Origin of the sequence: Ewingella americana, from assembly GCF_006438725.1 — a bacterium.
Classification (GTDB): domain Bacteria; phylum Pseudomonadota; class Gammaproteobacteria; order Enterobacterales; family Enterobacteriaceae; genus Ewingella; species Ewingella americana_A.
Map to the genome: position 1 here is coordinate 150244 of NZ_RCZD01000002.1, position 19172 is coordinate 169415.

Annotated in this window: 13 protein-coding genes; 7 read left to right on the forward strand and 6 right to left on the reverse strand. The window is 50.5% G+C overall.

Features of this window, described 5'->3' with window-relative positions:
• Positions 1-89: 89 nt before the first annotated feature.
• Positions 90-1754, reverse strand: coding sequence for a methyl-accepting chemotaxis protein (locus EAH77_RS03835; protein WP_140470496.1), 1665 nt, complete (start codon positions 1752-1754; stop codon positions 90-92).
• A gap of 501 nt (positions 1755-2255) precedes the next feature.
• Between EAH77_RS03835 and fldA the strand changes: the two genes are divergently transcribed.
• Together fldA and fur are read left to right on the forward strand one after the other, a co-directional pair.
• Entirely contained in the window at positions 2256-2783 is a 528-nt protein-coding gene (gene fldA, locus EAH77_RS03840) for a flavodoxin FldA (protein WP_140470497.1), read from the forward strand.
• A 314-nt stretch (positions 2784-3097) separates the two neighbouring features.
• Entirely contained in the window at positions 3098-3553 is a 456-nt protein-coding gene (fur, locus tag EAH77_RS03845; RefSeq protein WP_140470498.1) for a ferric iron uptake transcriptional regulator, read from the forward strand.
• A gap of 149 nt (positions 3554-3702) precedes the next feature.
• On the opposite strand, the gene EAH77_RS03850 is transcribed toward fur, so the two are convergent.
• The 5 genes from EAH77_RS03850 to nagE all read right to left on the reverse strand — a co-directional run bounded on the left by EAH77_RS03850 (position 3703) and on the right by nagE (position 12671).
• Entirely contained in the window at positions 3703-6384 is a 2682-nt protein-coding gene (locus EAH77_RS03850) for a beta-N-acetylhexosaminidase (RefSeq protein WP_140470499.1), read from the reverse strand.
• Between the two features lie 14 nt (positions 6385-6398).
• A complete protein-coding gene (gene chiQ, locus EAH77_RS03855; RefSeq protein WP_431306744.1) occupies positions 6399-6764 on the reverse strand; it encodes a ChiQ/YbfN family lipoprotein in 366 nt (121 codons plus the stop codon).
• Positions 6765-6790: 26 nt separating this feature from the next.
• Positions 6791-8272: a chitoporin ChiP gene (chiP, locus tag EAH77_RS03860; RefSeq protein ID WP_140470500.1), complete on the reverse strand. Its 1482-nt coding sequence runs from the start codon at positions 8270-8272 to the stop codon at positions 6791-6793.
• 493 nt (positions 8273-8765) lie between these two features.
• On the reverse strand, positions 8766-10436 hold the full coding sequence (glnS, locus tag EAH77_RS03865; RefSeq protein WP_140470501.1) for a glutamine--tRNA ligase: 1671 nt from the start codon (positions 10434-10436) through the stop codon (positions 8766-8768).
• Positions 10437-10634: 198 nt separating this feature from the next.
• A complete protein-coding gene (nagE, locus tag EAH77_RS03870; protein ID WP_194150487.1) occupies positions 10635-12671 on the reverse strand; it encodes an N-acetylglucosamine-specific PTS transporter subunit IIBC in 2037 nt (678 codons plus the stop codon).
• Between the two features lie 360 nt (positions 12672-13031).
• Between nagE and nagB the strand changes: the two genes are divergently transcribed.
• The 5 genes from nagB (at position 13032) to asnB (ending at position 19152) form a co-directional block, all read left to right on the forward strand.
• On the forward strand, positions 13032-13835 hold the full coding sequence (nagB, locus tag EAH77_RS03875; RefSeq protein ID WP_140470503.1) for a glucosamine-6-phosphate deaminase: 804 nt from the start codon (positions 13032-13034) through the stop codon (positions 13833-13835).
• 148 nt (positions 13836-13983) lie between these two features.
• Positions 13984-15123, forward strand: a complete 1140-nt coding sequence (gene nagA / locus EAH77_RS03880) for an N-acetylglucosamine-6-phosphate deacetylase (protein WP_140470862.1) — start codon at positions 13984-13986, stop codon at positions 15121-15123.
• Positions 15124-15142: 19 nt separating this feature from the next.
• Positions 15143-16363 carry a DNA-binding transcriptional regulator NagC gene (gene nagC, locus EAH77_RS03885; protein ID WP_140470504.1) on the forward strand — a complete coding sequence of 407 codons (1221 nt, stop codon included), beginning with the start codon at positions 15143-15145 and terminating at the stop codon, positions 16361-16363.
• Between the two features lie 43 nt (positions 16364-16406).
• On the forward strand, positions 16407-17159 hold the full coding sequence (locus tag EAH77_RS03890; protein WP_140470505.1) for an HAD-IIA family hydrolase: 753 nt from the start codon (positions 16407-16409) through the stop codon (positions 17157-17159).
• A gap of 331 nt (positions 17160-17490) precedes the next feature.
• The gene (gene asnB / locus EAH77_RS03895) at positions 17491-19152 is read left to right on the forward strand and encodes an asparagine synthase B (RefSeq protein ID WP_140470506.1); all 1662 of its coding nucleotides are present in this window, start codon (positions 17491-17493) and stop codon (positions 19150-19152) included.
• Positions 19153-19172 lie beyond the last annotated feature (20 nt).

A 19172-nucleotide genomic window follows, 5' to 3' on the forward strand; every position in this document is an offset into this window, starting at 1 on the left:
AGGCAGCGTGACGGATAAGGTTGAAAGCGGGTAGCCGTTGCCGGTACCCGCCTGTTTTTCATCTCTGGCTATTCTTCGTCACTTCTTTGTTAAAATTTTTCCCAATTTTCTGTACTTCTGCCACCTGCCAGCTCGATATCCGGGCGTAACAACGGCGATTTATGGGCAGCCGGTTTCTTCTGGTTAACCCCGGAAACATGGTCTTTCAACTTGAAGGTTGCCACGGCGTTGTTGAGCAATGCAGCCTGCTCTTCCAGTGAAATAGCGGCCTGTGAGGCTTCCTCTACCAACGCAGCATTCTGCTGGGTGACGCTGTCCATTTGTGTCACCGCAATAGCAACCTGACTGATTCCTTTACTCTGCTCATCTGATGCCGAGGCAATTTCAGCCATGATATCGGTGACGTGGGTGATTGAGCGAACCACGTCATCCATGGTCGAACCGGCGTTTTCCACCAGTTTCGAGCCACTGTCGACCCTTGAAACTGACTCGCTGATCAGCTGCTCGATCTCTTTGGCAGCCTGCGCACTGCGCTGCGCTAAATTACGCACTTCGCTGGCAACCACGGCAAAACCGCGCCCCTGCTCACCCGCTCGCGCGGCTTCTACAGCAGCATTCAGCGCCAGGATGTTGGTCTGGAAGGCGATACTGTTGATGACTGAGGTGATCTCCGCAATCTTCTTCGAGCTGCCGGAGATCTCTTTCATCGTACTGACCACATCCGCCACGATACTCCCGCCTTTACGTGCGGTAGCTGACGCATCCACGACCAACTGGCTGGCGTGATGGGCGTTGTCGGCATTGTGTTTCACGGTCGCGGTGAGCTGCTCCATACTGGCTGCCGTCTCTTCCAGAGCCGATGCCTGCTGTTCGGTGCGCGAGGAGAGATCATTGTTGCCAGCGGAAATCTCCGAGGCTCCCTGATAAATATTGTTGGTGCAGTTACGGATGGTTTGCACGGTATTGATCAAACTGGCCTGCATGGCATTAAGCAACGGGATCAGTTTGCCAGCACAGTTTTTGCCGAACTCTTCCAAATCATGCGTCAGATCACCACGGGCAATAACCGCAAACTGGTCACGGATTTTGTTGAGTGGATTCACCAAAGCCATCACAAGGTAGCGATCGGTCAGGAACAAAATCACGATGCCCAGGCCAAACGCAGTCAACAGGATGATTTTGCTCACCTGGGTCAGATGACTGGATTGTTGTTCCGATTTTTGTAACGCGACGGCGATCAGGCCGTTCGCCTTCTCGACCGTAGCGCCAAATTTGACACTCAGCGGCACCACAGACACATTTGCAATCTGCTTGTAGGCTTCAAAGTTTCTACTGCTGGCGGCATTAAACAGTGGCCTAGCGCCCTGCTCCGCCAGTGCTGACCAATCAGTGAGTAGCTCCTGAACAATCGCATCGTCTAACCCAGGATGAGGGGCGTTCCTAAATGCCGTCAGCGCCTGCGTCATGTTAGTGATTGCCAGCTTTGCGTTGTCAAAGATTTCAGGACCTTTGCTGGGGTCGCTCTGAAGTAGTGCCATAGCGCGGGTCAAACGGGTTTGTGAACGGAAATACTGGTCACTGCCTCGGTGTATCAGTGTCAAATCATTAACCAATGCGACATTGATTTCGGCGTTTTTCGTCAAGGAGTTAAGTGATGTGACGGTATAGATTGCAACACAGGCCCACATGACGCAAAAAACGCCAAGGATCCATAACAAGGCTGCCCTGATGGTGATATTTTTCAAAAATTGCACAATGTGCCTCTCGTGAAACGTTAACGTTTCTTTTTATGAGATTAACGGGGATGCAGAGAATCAAGACAGGTCTCGGCCTGAGATTGGCACCGGGACATGGTTGAACACCTCTCCGGGCATCGATTTCTTTATTATGTTGAGATTCCTCTCGCATCTTCTATCGGCTCAGGAACAGTAAAATTTAGTTACGCTGCGAAATTTTTTTCATATTTGCGATTACCCGCGTCTTCAGCAAGGACAAGGTCTATACCCCCACTAACGGCATAAAACACACGAAGGCGATAACGCTTCGCATTAATGACCGATAAACTTATTTTCCAATCCGTATAGGTGCGCAGAAGCATGTTCTCCATGCGGCGAGTTTGCTATTATCTGCGGCATTATTGCCTGTGATGTATGCCCAAAATCATTCAAGTTGCACGAAAGCGTCGCCAACGCATCTGAGTCTTGAAAAATAACGGGTATAAGGCTTTTCATTGAGAACAAGAGGTTACGAATCTTATGGCCGTAGTAGGAATCTTCTTTGGATCCGATACTGGTAACACCGAAAACATCGCTAAAATGATCCAAAAACAGTTGGGTAAAGATGTTGCCGAGATACACGACATTGCTAAAAGCAGCAAAGAGGATCTGGAAAAATTCGATATTTTGCTGATCGGTATTCCTACCTGGTATTACGGTGAAGCGCAGTGTGACTGGGACGACTTTTTCCCCACGCTGGAAGAGATAGATTTCGAAGGTAAACTGGTTGCGCTATTTGGCTGTGGCGATCAGGAAGATTATGCCGAGTATTTCTGTGACGCTATGGGCACCGTGCGTGACATCATCGAGCCACGCGGTGCGGTGATTGTAGGCCACTGGCCAACTGCCGGTTACCACTTCGAGGCCTCTAAAGGGCTGGCTGATGACAAAAACTTCATCGGTCTGGCGATCGACGAAGATCGTCAACCAGAACTGACCAGCGAACGTGTTGATGCCTGGGTTAAGCAGATTTCGCAGGAATTGAGCTTAGCGGAAATTATCGGCTAAAGGGTGGTTGACCCGACCTTCCCGGGGATAAATTTTTCCCGGGTCATGAGTCATTGATTAGTCTCACTGATTCGTGGTTGAAAGGGCCAAACTATCACTGAAATTAACAATTTAACCGCTACAAAATTGTAACTTTCTCCGGTATCAAGGTACACTAAGTTTACGTGTTTTTTCTATTGATCAAGCCGTTGCGATCTTTTCGCCACAGCAATGAAAGATGCGATCTTTGTTAACAGACTACCGTTTCATCATGAACCGCCGCTACAGGCTTTCATGCCTCAACGTGATTACCATAGTAACAGGACTGAATCCGCATGACTGACAACAATACCGCACTGAAGAAAGCTGGCTTAAAAGTCACGCTTCCGCGACTAAAGATCCTGGAAGTGCTGCAAGCGCCGGAAGGTCATCACGTCAGTGCGGAAGATTTATACAAGCAACTGATTGATATGGGTGAAGAAATTGGCTTGGCGACAGTTTATCGCGTACTGAACCAATTTGATGACGCCGGGATCGTGACACGTCACAACTTCGAAGGCGGCAAGTCTGTTTTCGAACTGACCCAGCAACATCACCATGACCACCTGATTTGCCTCGATTGTGGCCGCGTGATCGAATTCCGTGATGAATATATCGAAGGCCGTCAGCGCGAAATTGCCAAGAAACACGGCATCAAACTGACCAACCACAGTCTTTATCTTTACGGCCACTGCGAACTGGGTGATTGCCGCGAAGACGACAATCTGCATAACGATAAACCTGCCCTGTAATTTCTGGTTTTGTCGTCATGCCTTCTGTCATACAAGACCCTAATTAACCGCTGAAAAGCGGTTTTTTTATGCCTGTGATTTCATATGTCGTTCCGGCAGACATAAAAAAACCCCGGCAAGCCGGGGTCTGATATGGCAGAGATTGAGTGTCAGGCTTTGCCATCAACCTGCTCAGCACGGCTGAAACGCTTACCGTCGGCTGAAGAGGAGCGAACCCAAACATCGCCGCTAACCTGTGGTTTTTGCGCGTCATCATAACGCTGCCACTGTTTGCCACCGTCCAGTGAATACTCGATGGCCAGGCCTGGAAGCGAAACGTTAGCTTCCAGTTTTCCCCCCGCGACACGAGCACCCGGCACTGGCAGACGATATGCAACACCGGCCGCATCCATCTTCGGTAATTCACGCTGCCCCATCAGGTTGGCGAACAACAGCCACTCTTTATGCAGTGCCTTCGTATCGACATGATGCGTTTTTCCACCCGCAAATTCGCGCCCGGCTTTGTAATCCATCTCCCAGTCCGCACGGTGCCATGCACGTTCAGCCAACGGTAATAGACGCGGATAGATCATGTATTCCATGCGTTCATCGGTGCGAACCACTTCGCTCCACAGCTGAGCAGAAATCCCGTAGGCACCCGGCCACGGTTTATCACTTTTGGCGGCAAAGGCATTGCCGTCACGGTCAACCGAGGTTTCAGCATTCTGCGGCAGATTGTCCGGCGCAAAGCTGAACACTTTAGCTTCGTCGCTGAAACGCGTCCCCCAGTAGAAGCCTTTTTCCTGCGGATTCACTTCATACGGGAAATCGAAATAGACGTAATCCGGGTTAGAAATAGTGACTTCGTAACCTTTGTTGGCCCAGTCATTCGCCGTGTCAAAACCGCCCCAATAAAGGGTATCCCAGAAGTTGACGCCGGTACGTTTAGTGGCGAACGAGGTGGCGTCTTTGGCATCCTTCAAACCATCCTGCCAGGCCTGCATTTTCTCAATGCCGTGGGCATTAACCAGTTTACTGACTTCAACTGCGAAGTAGCTTGGCAGGTGCTCAACATCCTGCACCTTGCCCTCTTTGACCATCGCCTGACACATTTGCGACTGCGCCCAGGGTTTGTCCTGCTTGCTGAGATCAACCAGGCCTTTACCCGGTTCGATTTTGCCATTCTTGTCCTGATAGCCCGGCCCGAGGAAGATATTTTTAGCTTCATCGCCACCAAAGTGCCAGGTGGTTAAAGGCTGGCCTGCGGCTTTATGCATGTCAGCAATTTCGCCAATGACTTTATCAACAAAGCGTTTTGATGATTCAAGACACGGGTTCAGATAGCCGTGACGATCGTAGAACTGCACGCCCGTCGTATTAGAAGTATCGGTTGGATCCAGCAGGCGGAATTCATTGGCCTCTTTCTCTTTGCCTTCCCCCATCAATTTTTTGTAACGCGCTTCCATCGAGATCACCGCAGCACGGGCGTGCGCTGGCATGTCGATTTCAGGAATAACCTGAATCTGGCGCGCTTTAGCGTATTTTACGATGTCGATATAGTCCTGACGCGAGAAGAAACCGCTGCCATTGTTGGTGGTGTCCGGCCCTGAGCCTAGCTGCGGCAACAAACATTTCGTTTCTGTCAGGTCGTGGCAACGCTTGCCACCGATTTCCGTCAGCTCCGGCAGGCCCGGAATTTCAATACGCCAGCCTTCATCATCACTAAGATGGAAGTGGAAAGTATTCAGCTTGTAAGCAGACATTTGATCCAGCAAACGCAGCACGGCCGCTTTGGTGTGGAAATTGCGGCCTACGTCGAGGAAGATGGCACGGTAATCGAAACGCGGCGCATCTTTGGCGTCGAGCTGGGCAATTTTCTTACTGCCGTCAGACGGGATTAAGCTCAGGATCGATTGCAGCCCGTAAAACACCCCGGCCGGATCGTAACCCGTCACTTCAGCGCCTTTCTTGCCGATATTCAGGATGTACGCACCAGAAACCGCCTGTTTCCCGGCAAACTTTGCCTTAGAAATATGGGTGGTAATCGGGTAACCGGTAGAGTTTTCAGCAATTCCCAGCAGGGTAAAGCGTTTGACGACGGCATCAGCCGCAGGTTTCTCCAGTGCGCTGAGAGCCAGTGCCACGCCGTGGGTTAAATCGACATCCCCGGCATGGACCTTCACTTCAAGCGGCGTAGGAATGATCTGCCCGCGCAGTGTCGAGGCCGGTAATACCGTCAGCGCTTCGTTTTTCACATAACGGCTGGCAGGCGTCATCAACACGTTGTGATCGGTGGAAGTCCGTTTCCACTGGTCGCCTTTAAACGGCGTCATGAACTGATGCAAATCTTCGGTATTCGTATTGGTTAGCACTTTCGGCTGGGCATTACCGGAAGTCGCATACCAGCGTGGGATGATGTCGCTTTCGAACACTTGCCAGTACTCACCCACGATAGGAATAGTGACAGTCTGATGCGCCGCAAAACCGGTGAATTTGTCAGTGGGTGCGAGTTTGTGTAGATCACCGGTGATGCGAGTGATGGTGAACTGGTCATTATCAACTTTTAAAACACGACGGACGTTATGGAAGTAAATCGCCCAGTCTTTACCCTTAATCTCTTGTCCGGCGTTTGTGAGGGTAATATCCGCAGTATTACAAGACGCATAATCCGCGCCAAGTGCCGCACAATTTGTTCCATGTTCTCCAGCCAGATTATCCTTGAGAGCATAGTTCACTTTTAACTGGCTGAGTTGATCCACCAACTGCTGGTCGGCCATCGCACTGTTGGCTCCGCCAAGCATTCCCCCCATCAGGGTCGCCACGGCCAGCGCTTTCAATCGGAATTTTTTCATCTGCAGTCACATCCTTAATTCGTTGTGGTAGGAGAATTATTCGCTCTGATTTCTTGCCAGATCTTGCCGCAATCCTCCGCATAGGCCTGGCCGTCACCGGTTTTTCGCGCAGTCAGACAGCGCTGGTAATCAATAACGCGCACGTTTTCTTTCTGCGCAAAAGCCTGATGTTCTTTGATGGTTTTCAGCTGTTCGAGTATCGCCTGACAGTTGGCGAGTTTGTCCGGTGCCCCTTCAGAGGCATTGATACAGTTGCTGTAGGACTGACGTAACTTTGCCTTCTCAGCCTTTTCCTCGGATGCAGAAGGGTCAACACAGGCCCCGATTACCCCCACCGCCACCAGCAAAAGCAGACCATTTTTAATTGATTTCAATTTCATAGTGTTTTTCATCACGACAGCGGGCCTCAGAAGATAGTGAACGGAGCGATGACGATGAACTTCACGTCTTTCTCATCCTGGAAAATATTGCCGTACCCGCCGCCCCAGCTTGGGATGTCGGAGTGGTTGTCGTACTGGGTGTAGTGCAGTTTGAACAGCGTGCCTTTGGCGCGCCCTTCCTGAATGGTGTACAGCCCATCGAGGCTCCAGGCACTCTCTTTCAGACGCTGACTTTGGTCATAAGCCGCGTTGGTGCTGGGTTTAGCATCCCACGCGTAGACGTAAGAACCGCCAACGGCCAGGCCGGGAAGGTCCCATTTAGCCAGATCATAAAGTACTCCGGCGTACACGGCTTTTTCGCCGTTAGCATTGAAGTCTGAGCGGTTATCCCACCACACATCCAGGCGTCCGTTGGAGGAGGCATAGGTTGGGGTCATACGTTGCAAGAAGTAGCCCTGATTGCCCTCGGCCTTGACCATGGTGCCTTCGAGACGCCAGTTAAATTGGCCGGTGGTGTAGCCAAAGGTTAATGCCTGCAACCATGCCAGCCCGTCATAAATGCTATTTGGATCATTTTTATCGTCAATACGGTCCTGCGCGCCATAAAACTGATAACTGGCGGTCAGCGGGTTGCCTGCCAGATCTAATTTATAAGAGGCTTTGGTGAAGTATTGATCGACATAGCTTTCGGCTTGCCCGAAGGCCGCTTCCAGCAGGAGGTCATTTTTAAAGTCATATTTCGCGCCCACGGAATGAATGTAAGAGACGCCGGTTTTTTTATCGTTCTGACGGAAGTCATCCATCTCAAGATGCCACGGCGATTTGTACTCATCTGCCCACATGTAGGAGAAACTCAGCTCGCCCGGTTCGCCAAAATCATGCTTGTAGCCAGCTTCTGCACCGCGATAAGTCCCCGGCATAAAGCTCCAGTGCGGGGCAATCAGCGTCTGTCCGGTCGGCTGGATATAACCGGCGTGGCCCCAGAAACCGCCGTATTTGAATTTACCCGCCGCTTTATACAGGCTGACTCCGCCTTTATCGCCAGAATAATCTTCGTCATAAGCATGGTTGCTGGAAGAGAAAGCAATTTCATTAGGATGGCCGCTATCACTGGCTTCCGCCATTTCGATAGCGGTAAAGGCTGCCACGTCGATCCCAAACATGTCCCAGGCATAACCAGAGGAAAAATCGAGATTAAGGTTGGCGGTAGCATGTGAAAGGTTGGTGGCATATTTATTGTAATCGGGGTTATTCACCGTCACTTTGCTGCCATCGGGACGGGTTTCTTCTTTGGTTTTATTCAGATCTTTGCGGTCACGTTCACGTTGCCAGTAATACACTCCCCCGGTCAGCGTTGAATCATCTATAAAACCCGCAGCCTGCGCGTCAGGCGTGGTCATCATTCCACCGCTCAATAACGTACCGGCAAGCGCGAAGGCAACGGGCTTTATTCTGGCAGGCGGGTTCAGGCCAGCCGCAGCCCTGCCCCGGTTAAGGTGCTTAGACATAGAAGATCCTCTTTGACTTGAAAATTAACGCAAACCCAAATGGGTAATAGACCGGACGCCAATCAGCGAAACCGGCACAAGGAGCAGGAGCAAGACTATTTTTCGCGACGCGAATTATCAATCACTAATTTAAGCTAAATTGCAGAATTATGACAAAGTGCACATAAATGTGTATTTATGTTACGCTTTTGGCGGGAAGACATAAAATGACCAGCACGAACAAATAAACACTATAATTCAATGAGATATATTATTTTTTAGAGTAAATAACGCTTTAGTTAGGCTTCTTCCTTCAAAAAATAGTTTTCTTCTCTTTGTTTTAAAAATTCATTAATTCGCGAAAAGAAATATAAGTCTATCCTGATTTCAGGTTAATAATTTTAGATAGCACACGCGTGACACGTTATATATTTGAGATAAGTCGAATTTTTGACGTAAAAAAACGCAACCGAAGCTGCGTTTTTCATTAGTTTGCTGCAATCACCCAAGAGGTTCAGGCAACAGGTTTGCTTTCCCAGGTATCACGCAGACCGACGGTGCGGTTAAACACCAGGTGATCGGCACTGGAATAGCGGTTGTCGGCACAGAAGTAGCCTTCGCGTTCGAACTGGAAGCTGACTTCAGGCTGTGCGCCACCCAGACCAGGCTCAACAAAGCCCTGAGTAATAACCAGCGATTCCGGGTTAATGGTGGTCAGGAAGTCTTCGGCCTGCGCCGGGTTAGCCACGCTGAACAGACGGTCATACAAGCGGAATTCTGCAGGCAGACCTTCTGTGGCGGAAACCCAGTGGATCACACCTTTAACCTTGCGGCCATCAGCAGGATCTTTGCTCAATGTATCAACATCATAACTACAGAAAATAGTGGTGATATTGCCTTCGGCATCTTTCTCAACGCGCTCAGCTTTAATCACAAACGCATTACGCAGACGCACTTCTTTACCCAGCACCAGACGCTTGTACTGCTTGTTCGCTTCTTCGCGGAAGTCAGCCTGATCGATGTAAATCTCACGGGTAAACGGTACGTCGCGGGTGCCCATTTCCGGTTTGCTCGGATGGTTAGGCATTTTGACCATTTGCACCGCATCGCCGGTGAAGTTTTCAATCACCACTTTTACCGGATTGATCACGGCCATCGCGCGCGGCGCATTTTCATTGAGGTCATCACGGATACAAGATTCCAGCGCCATCATTTCGACGTTGTTGTCCTGCTTGGTCACACCGATACGACGGCAGAATTCGCGGATAGACGCTGCACTGTAGCCACGACGACGCAAACCGGACACCGTTGGCATGCGTGGGTCATCCCAGCCCTCTACGACCTTCTCAGACACCAACAGTTGCAGTTTACGCTTGGACATGATGGCGTATTCGAGATTCAGACGGGAGAACTCGTACTGACGCGGGTGGCAAGGGATGGTGATGTTGTCCAGCACCCAGTCATACAGACGGCGATTGTCCTGGAATTCCAACGTACAAAGCGAATGGGTGATCCCTTCCAGCGCATCGGAAATGCAGTGGGTGAAATCGTACATCGGATAGATACACCACTTGTCGGCAGTCTGGTGATGATGCGCAAACTTAATGCGATAAATCACCGGGTCACGCATGACGAAGAATGGCGAGGCCATGTCGATTTTAGCACGCAGACACGCCGCACCTTCGGCAAACTCACCGTTACGCATTTTGGCAAACAGCGCAATGTTCTCTTCTACAGTACGATCGCGGAACGGGCTATTTTTACCCGGTGCGGTCAGCGATCCACGGTATTCGCGGATTTGCTCAGGTGACAGTTCATCAACGTAAGCTAAACCCTTATTGATAAGCTCTACGGCATAGTCATGTAACTGATCAAAGTAGTTGGAGGAGTATTGGATCTCTCCGCTCCACTGGAAGCCAAGCCACTGCACATCGTGCTTAATGGATTCAACGAATTCGATGTCTTCTTTGGCTGGGTTGGTATCGTCAAAACGCAGGTTGCATTGCCCCTGATAGTCTTGCGCAATGCCGAAGTTCAGGCAGATAGACTTCGCATGACCGATATGCAAATAGCCATTAGGCTCAGGCGGGAAACGGGTATGAACCTTGTTGTGTTTCCCGGACGCCAGATCTTCATCGATAATCTGGCGGATAAAATTTGTTGGGCGGGCTTCAGCCTCACTCATTGTGCAATTCCTCTACGCGACATTGGCTCTACGGATAACCGCTTATGTTCCAACAAGCCACGTCGGGAAACAACCGTTAGTTACAGAAAATAGGGCTTAACCGGTTCTGAAACAAAAAAACGGGAAGAGATTGCTCTCTTCCCGCCTTGATTTATGACAAAAGCTGTACTGCGATAACAGGGAAATTATTTGCCCTGCTTATTTGCCATGGATGTCGAACAGTTTAGTCTGACCTGCCACTACGGAGCCGCTGGCCAGTGATGTCACACCTGAGTAGTCATCAATATTGCTGACGACAACCGGGCTAATCATTGAACGTGCATTAGCGTTCAGGAAGTCCAGATCCAGCTCAAGCACAGGCTGACCGGCTTTCACCGTTGCCCCTTCTTCAACCAGACGGGTAAAGCCCTTGCCTTCCAATGCCACGGTATCAATCCCCATATGCACCACAATTTCAGCGCCAGAATCTGTTTCCAGACAGAACGCGTGGTTGGTGTTGAAGATTTTCACCACGGTGCCGTTAGCAGGAGAAACTACGGTTTTGCCGGTTGGGCGAATGGCCAGACCGTCACCGACTGCTTTGCTGGCGAAAGCTTCGTCAGGTACCTGATCCAGCGCCACGATGTCACCGGTCACTGGTGACACCAGTGTTTCGATAACCGCTTTAGCACCATTCGGCACAGCCTGAGGCTTGATATCAGCCACAGGCGCAACAGGTGTTGCAGTTGCTGCAGCAATCGGACCGGCAGTCATGGCTGTGCGCATAGCACCCGCGATGATTTCAGCACGTGTACCGACAATCACCTGCACACTTTGTTTGTTAAGGCGGATAACACCTGACGCACCCAGACGTTTAGCCAGAGAGTCGTTGACCAGTGCAGAATCTTTCACGTTAAGACGCAGACGGGTGATACAGGCATCAATGCCGGTCAGGTTTTCTGAACCGCCAATTGCGCTAATGTAACGACGCGCCAGTGCTACTGTTTCATCAGCTTTGCTACCGCCTGATTCAACATCAACGTCATAACCATCGGTTTCGTCACCGGCCACAGCAAGTTCACGACCTGGGGTTAACAGGTTGAATTTGTTGATGGTGAAACGGAACACCACGTAGTAGATAACGAAGAACACCAGACCTTGTGGGATCAACATGTACCAATGGGTCGCCAACGGGTTACGCGAGGAGAGCACCATATCCACCAGGCCCGCACTGAAGCCGAAACCGGCGATCCAATGCATGCTTGCAGCGATGAACACGGAAATCCCGGTCAGCACGGCGTGGATGAAGTACAAAACCGGAGCCACGAACATGAAGGAGAATTCCAGCGGTTCGGTGATACCGGTGAAGAAGGCAGCGAACGCCCCCGCCATCATGAGACCCATTACTTTCGCTTTGTTCTCAGGACGTGCGCAGTGGTAGATGGCCAGTGCGGCACCCGGCAGACCGAACATCATGATCGGGAAGAAGCCCGCCTGATAACGACCTGTGATACCCACAACGGCTTTACCCGCTTCGATAGACTGCTGACCACCCAGGAAATTAGGAATGTCGTTAATACCGGCAACGTCAAACCAGAATACCGAGTTCAGCGCATGGTGCAGACCGACCGGAATTAACAGACGGTTGAAGAAGGCGTAGATACCCGCACCGGCAGAGCCAAGCTTTTGGATGTGTTCACCGAAGCCCACCAGACCGTTGAAGACCACCGGCCAGATGTACATCAGGATGAAGGCAACCAAAATCATCAGGAAGGAGACCAGGATGGGTACCAGACGGCGACCACTGAAGAACGACAGTGCTTTAGGCAGTTCGACGTGGCTGAAACGGTTGTAGACTTCGGCAGATATGATACCCACCAAGATGCCCACGAACTGATTCTCAATCTTGCCAAAAGCGGCAGGAACCTGATCGAGAGGAATTTTCTGAATCATTGACACGGCGGCCGGTGAACACAATGTGGTCACGACCAGGAACCCGACAAAACCGGTCAGTGCAGCCGCTCCGTCTTTGTCTTTGGACATACCGTAAGCCACACCGATGGCGAACAGAACCGACATATGTTCAATAATGGCCGAACCAGACTTTATGAAAAGTGCCGCCAGAGCATTGTCTCCACCCCAACTTACCGGGTCGATCCAATAGCCAACGCCCATTAAAATGGCCGCGGCTGGCAGCGTAGCGACAGGAACCATCAAGGCCCGGCCTATTTTTTGCAAGTAACTAAGAATGTTCAACATTTCCCCCTATTCGCCCCAAAGCGAATCACCTAAGTAGTTTAATAACTATGGTTACTACCTTTATAAAAGCTTTATAGAAAAACTGATTTCACCAGTTGCACTGCCGAGTGTAAAAAAATTATTTCGTATCGCAAATTAAAACCTCCTTTTTTGTGATAATTGTCACCAAAAAACAGTCTTAACAGGCCACAACGCTAGTCAACTTGCAAAACTTATTTTATGATTAAAAAAATCTAGACGGTTTTGTGCCGCTCCGTAAACCTAAAGTCTGGTTTACGCTTACAGTGACGAATTTTCGAACCACAGCTTTCGAATCCCATACAGTATATTCAAGTTCTGAAAACTAAGAGGTGTGTAATGAGACTAATTCCTTTAAACAACACGACCGAAGTTGGCAAATGGGCTGCACGTCATATCGTTGAACGTATCAATGCCTTCAAGCCAACCGCAGAACGTCCTTTCGTTCTGGGCCTGCCTACTGGCGGTACACCATTAGAAGCCTACAAACACCTTGTTGCTATGCACAAAGCGGGCCAGGTTAGCTTCAAAAACGTGGTAACCTTCAACATGGATGAGTATGTGGGACTGCCGCAGGAACACCCTGAAAGCTACCATACCTTCATGTACAATAATTTTTTCAACCATGTTGATATTCCAAGCGAAAACATTAATTTGCTGAACGGTAATGCGCCGGACGTCAACGAAGAGTGTCGCCAGTACGAAGAAAAAATTAAGTCTTATGGCAAAATCAATTTATTCATGGGTGGCGTAGGCAACGACGGTCATATCGCATTCAATGAACCCGCGTCATCCCTGGCTTCACGCACCCGTATCAAGACGCTGACTCACGATACCCGTATCGCCAACTCACGTTTCTTCGATAACGATGTGTCTCAGGTGCCAAAATTCGCCCTGACCGTCGGTGTGGGTACCTTGCTGGATGCAGAAGAAGTGATGATCCTGGTTACCGGCCATGCTAAAGCGCAAGCGCTTGCCGCCGCCGTTGAAGGCAATATCAACCACATGTGGACCATCAGCTGCCTGCAGTTGCATGCGAAAGCGGTCGTGGTTTGTGATGAGCCTTCCACCATGGAACTCAAAATGAAAACCGTTAAGTATTTCCGCGAGTTAGAAGCGGAAAGCATGAAAAACCTTAACTAAAAAATTATGCCCAAAGCCAGTCGCGTTGCGGCAAGGCGGCAACGAAGCGAATCTCCGGGAGCTTACTCAAGTAAGTGACCGGAGTAAGTGAAAGCAGCCAACGCAGCAGCAGCGTGACTGGAGAAGGGCAAACGTACGAGGGGGCATGATGTACGCATTGATTAACGGCCGGGTATATACTGGCCACGACGTTCTGGATAACCACGCAGTGGTGATTGCCGATGGCAAGATCGAACGTGTCTGCCCGGTAGCTGATCTGCCGGCCAATATCGAAACCCGCGATCTGCACGGCGCACGCCTTGCCCCCGGATTTATCGATCTTCAACTCAACGGCTGTGGCGGCGTGCAGTTCAACGATTCACTGGAAGCCATTTCTGTTGAAACGTTAGAAATCATGCAAAAAGCCAATGAAAAATCTGGCTGTACCAGCTACTTACCGACGCTTATCACCTGTAGTGATGACTACATGAAGCACGGTATCAGCGTGATGCGCACCTATTTGGAAAAATACCCCAATCAGGCGCTGGGCCTGCACCTTGAAGGGCCGTACCTCAGTCCGCTGAAAAAAGGTACCCACAATCCGATTTTCATCCGCAAGCCTGACAGCGCGATGATCGACTACCTCTGTGCCAATGCGGATGTCATTACTAAAGTAACGCTGGCTCCTGAGCAGGTTGAAGACAAATTTATCCACCAGTTGCACGATGCCGGCATCATTGTTTCCGCCGGGCACTCTAACGCTACCTATGAAGAAGCGCGCAAAGGCTTTGCAGCGGGGATCAGCTTCTCGACGCATCTCTTCAACGCAATGCCCGCAATCACCGGCCGTGAACCTGGGCTGGTCAGCGCTATCTTTGATACGGCGGAAGTCTATACTGGCGTGATTGTTGACGGACACCACGTTGCCTGGGCAAACGTGCGCAATGCTAAAAAACTCAAAGGCGACAAACTGGTTCTGGTAACAGATGCCACTGCACCGGCAGGCGCAGACATACAAGAGTTCATTTTTGCAGGTAAAACAATATACTATCGTGATGGACTCTGTGTAGACGAGAATGGCACCCTCAGCGGATCGGCGCTAACCATGATCGAAGCAGTACAAAATAGTGTTGAACACGTAGGAATTGCGCTGGACGAAGCACTGCGCATGGCAACGCTGTATGCGGCACGGGCGATAGGTATCGACGACAAACTCGGCACCCTTGAGGCCGGGAAAGTCGCCAACCTCACTGCGTTTACTCAGGATTTCAACATCACGAAAACTATCGTTAATGGTGACGAAGTTTAATTGAGCGGATAAGGTATTGATGACGACTGGCGGACAGGCACAAATCGGCAACGTTGATCTGGTTAAGCAGTTAAACGGCGCGGCGGTTTACCGCCTGATTGATCAGCAGGGGCCAATTTCCCGCATTCAGATTGCGGATCACAGCCAGTTGGCACCGGCCAGCGTCACCAAAATTACCCGTCAACTCTTAGAGCGCGGGCTGATCAAAGAAGTGGATCAGCAGGCTTCCACCGGGGGGCGCCGCGCTATTTCGATTATCACCGAAACCCGCCCTTTCCATACCATCGCTATCCGCCTTGGTCGCCACGATGCAACCATTACGTTATACGATCTCAGTGCCAAAGCCCTTGCAGAACAACACTATGCGCTGCCAGAGCGCACGCAGGAGACGCTTGAAAACGCCCTGATTTCCGCCATCGCCCAGTTCATTGAGTTAAACCAGCGCAAAATCCGCGAGCTGATAGCCATCTCGGTGATCCTCCCAGGCCTGGTTGATCCGAACAAAGGCATCGTGCGCTATATGCCGCATATCAGCGTCGGCAACTGGAAATTAGTCGATGCACTGGAAGCAAAATTCAAAGTCACCAGCTTTGTCGGTCACGATATCCGCAGTCTGGCGCTGGCTGAGCACTATTTCGGTGCAACCCGCGACTGTCAGGACTCCATTTTGGTTCGTTTGCATCGGGGTACAGGTGCAGGAATCATCGTTAACGGGCAAATTTTTCTCGGCAGTAACGGCAACGTCGGTGAGATTGGCCATATTCAGGTTGACCCATTGGGTGAGCGCTGCCATTGCGGTAACTTCGGCTGTCTGGAAACTGTGGCCGCCAACTCCGCGATAGAAAACCGCGTCCGCCATCTGTTAACCCAGGGTTACCCGAGCAAACTGACGCTTGATGACTGTTCAATCAGCGCTATCTGTAAAGCCGCTAACCGCAGCGATGGACTGGCCTGCGAAGTGATTGAGTACGTTGGCCGCCAGTTGGGTAAAGGTGTCGCTATCGCCATTAACTTGTTTAATCCGCAAAAAGTCGTGATTGCCGGTGAGATCACCGATGCCGAAAAAGTGCTGCTGCCTGCCATTCAAAGCTGCATTAACACCCAAGTGTTGAAGGATTTCCGCCGTAATCTGCCCATTGTGAAATCCGAACTTAATCACCAGTCTGCGATTGGCGCTTTCGCGCTGGTCAAGCGGGCTATGCTGAATGGCGTTCTGCTACAGCGTCTGATGGAAAATTAAGCCGTGGTATAGTGCTGCATTGAAAGGAAGGGAATAGGGACTTATGACGATTAAGAACGTAATTTGCGATATTGACGGCGTGCTGCTGCACGACAACACCGCGGTACCGGGCGCCGATCTGTTCCTCGCCCGGATCCAGGAACAGGGTATGCCGCTGGTCGTGCTGACCAACTACCCCTCGCAGACTGCCCAGGATTTAGCCAACCGCTTCTCCGCCGCCGGTCTGGACGTTCCAGAAAGCGCGTTTTATACCTCGGCTATGGCAACCGCTGATTTCCTTAAACGTCAGGAAGGTAAAAAAGCCTATGTCGTTGGCGAAGGCGCACTGATTCATGAGCTGTATAAAGCGGGTTTCACCATCACCGATATCAACCCAGATTTCGTGATCGTCGGTGAAACGCGCTCATATAACTGGGATATGATCCATAAAGCGGCATTCTTTATCGCTAACGGCGCACGCTTTATTGCCACCAACCCGGACAGCCACGGCCACGGGTTCTCTCCGGCCTGTGGTGCTCTTTGCGCGCCAATTGAGAAAATCACCGGACGCAAACCTTTCTATGTAGGTAAGCCAAGCCCGTGGATCATCCGTTCTGCGCTAAATAAAATGCAGGCTCATTCAGAAGAAACGGTGATTGTCGGCGACAACCTGCGCACAGATATTCTCGCCGGTTTTCAAGCCGGCCTGGACACTGTCCTTGTACTGTCTGGTGTCTCCACGCTCAATGACGTCGAAGAAATGCCCTTCCGCCCGACCTGGATTTACCCTTCCGTTGCGGATATCGATATGATTTAACGCGCCATTGTTTGTCTGGCCATCGGGCCAGACTCCCCTTTTATCCTTCCCGACTTTTTCATCCCGCTAAATTTTTGCTCCCCTGCCGATTGGCCGATAAAATTGCAGATTCCGCAATTAAATTGCATCGAAACTGAGAATCCATCAAAGATCGAACCTCAGTTGCAAACTATTTTTCAGAAGAAGGTGAAACTACTTGCACACTATGGTGGTTTTGCCGCATTTTCTTAGTCAACAACGCAGCGAAGTCGAGCCTTTAATGAGAATTCGGCAAAACGCTTAGCAAACACAACAATATGACCGTCTGAGAAAAGTCTTTAGGAGAAAAAATATGTGTTCTATTTTCGGTGTGCTCGATATCAAGACAGACTCCATTGAATTGCGTAAAAAAGCGCTGGAGTTGTCCCGACTGATGCGTCATCGCGGCCCGGACTGGTCCGGCGTTTACGCCAGCGATAAAGCCATTCTGTGCCACGAACGCCTGTCAATTGTCGACGTCAACAACGGCGCACAACCGCTGTACAACGCCGCGCACACTCACGTTCTGGCCGTAAACGGTGAAATCTACAACCATCAGGCTTTGCGCGCCGAATTAGGTGACCGCTACGAATTCCAAACTGAATCTGACTGCGAAGTGATCCTGGCGTTGTATCAGGAGAAAGGTCCACAATTCCTTGATGAGCTGCAAGGCATGTTTGCCTTCATCCTGTATGACACAGAAAAAGACGCCTACATGATTGGCCGCGACCACCTCGGTATCATCCCTCTTTACTATGGTCACGATGAGCACGGCAACATGTACGTGGCGTCTGAGATGAAGTCGCTGGTGCCGGTTTGCCGCACCATCAAAGAGTTCCCGGCGGGCAGTTACCTGTGGAGCCAGGACGGTGAAATTCGCGAGTATTATCATCGTGACTGGTTCGATTATGATAACGTCAAAGACAACGTGACCGATGCTAAAGCGCTGAAAGACGCACTCGAAGAGTCGGTAAAAAGCCACTTGATGTCTGACGTGCCTTACGGGGTATTGCTGTCAGGCGGACTGGATTCTTCCGTCATCTCTGCCATCACCAAGAAATTTGCCGGTCGTCGTATTGAAGACAAAGATCAAAGCGAAGCCTGGTGGCCACAGCTGCATTCATTTGCAGTGGGTCTGATCGGATCACCGGATCTGAAAGCGGCGCAGGAAGTCGCCACGCATCTCGGTACTGTGCATCATGAAATTCACTTCACTGTACAGGAAGGTCTGGATGCTATCCGTGACGTGATTTATCACATCGAAACTTATGATGTCACTACCATTCGTGCCTCAACGCCGATGTATTTAATGTCACGAAAAATCAAAGCCATGGGCATTAAGATGGTATTGTCAGGTGAAGGCGCTGACGAAGTTTTGGGCGGTTACCTCTATTTCCATAAAGCACCGAACGCCAAAGAATTCCACGAAGAAACCGTGCGTAAATTGTTGGCGCTGCATATGTATGACTGCGCGCGTGCCAACAAAGCGATGTCAGCCTGGGGCGTGGAAGCGCGTGTGCCTTTCCTGGATAAAAAATTCCTCGATGTGGCGATGCGCCTCAACCCGAAAGACAAGATGTGTGGCAACGGCAAAATGGAAAAACATATCCTGCGCGAATGTTTTGAGTCCTACCTGCCGCACAGTGTCGCCTGGCGTCAAAAAGAGCAGTTCTCCGATGGCGTAGGTTATAGCTGGATTGACACCTTAAAAGAGGTCGCCGGACAGCAAATTACTGACCAACAGCTCGAAACGGCACATTTCCGCTTCCCGTATAACACGCCTGGCTCAAAAGAAGCGTACTTGTACCGCACCATTTTCGAAGAGTTATTCCCTATTCCAAGTGCTGCAGAATGTGTTCCGGGTGGCCCATCAGTTGCCTGTTCTTCTGCCAAAGCCATCGAATGGGATGAGTCTTTCAAAAACATGAATGATCCATCAGGCCGCGCCGTAGGCGTGCATCAGTCAGCCTACTGATCCTCATTTAAGACGACGTT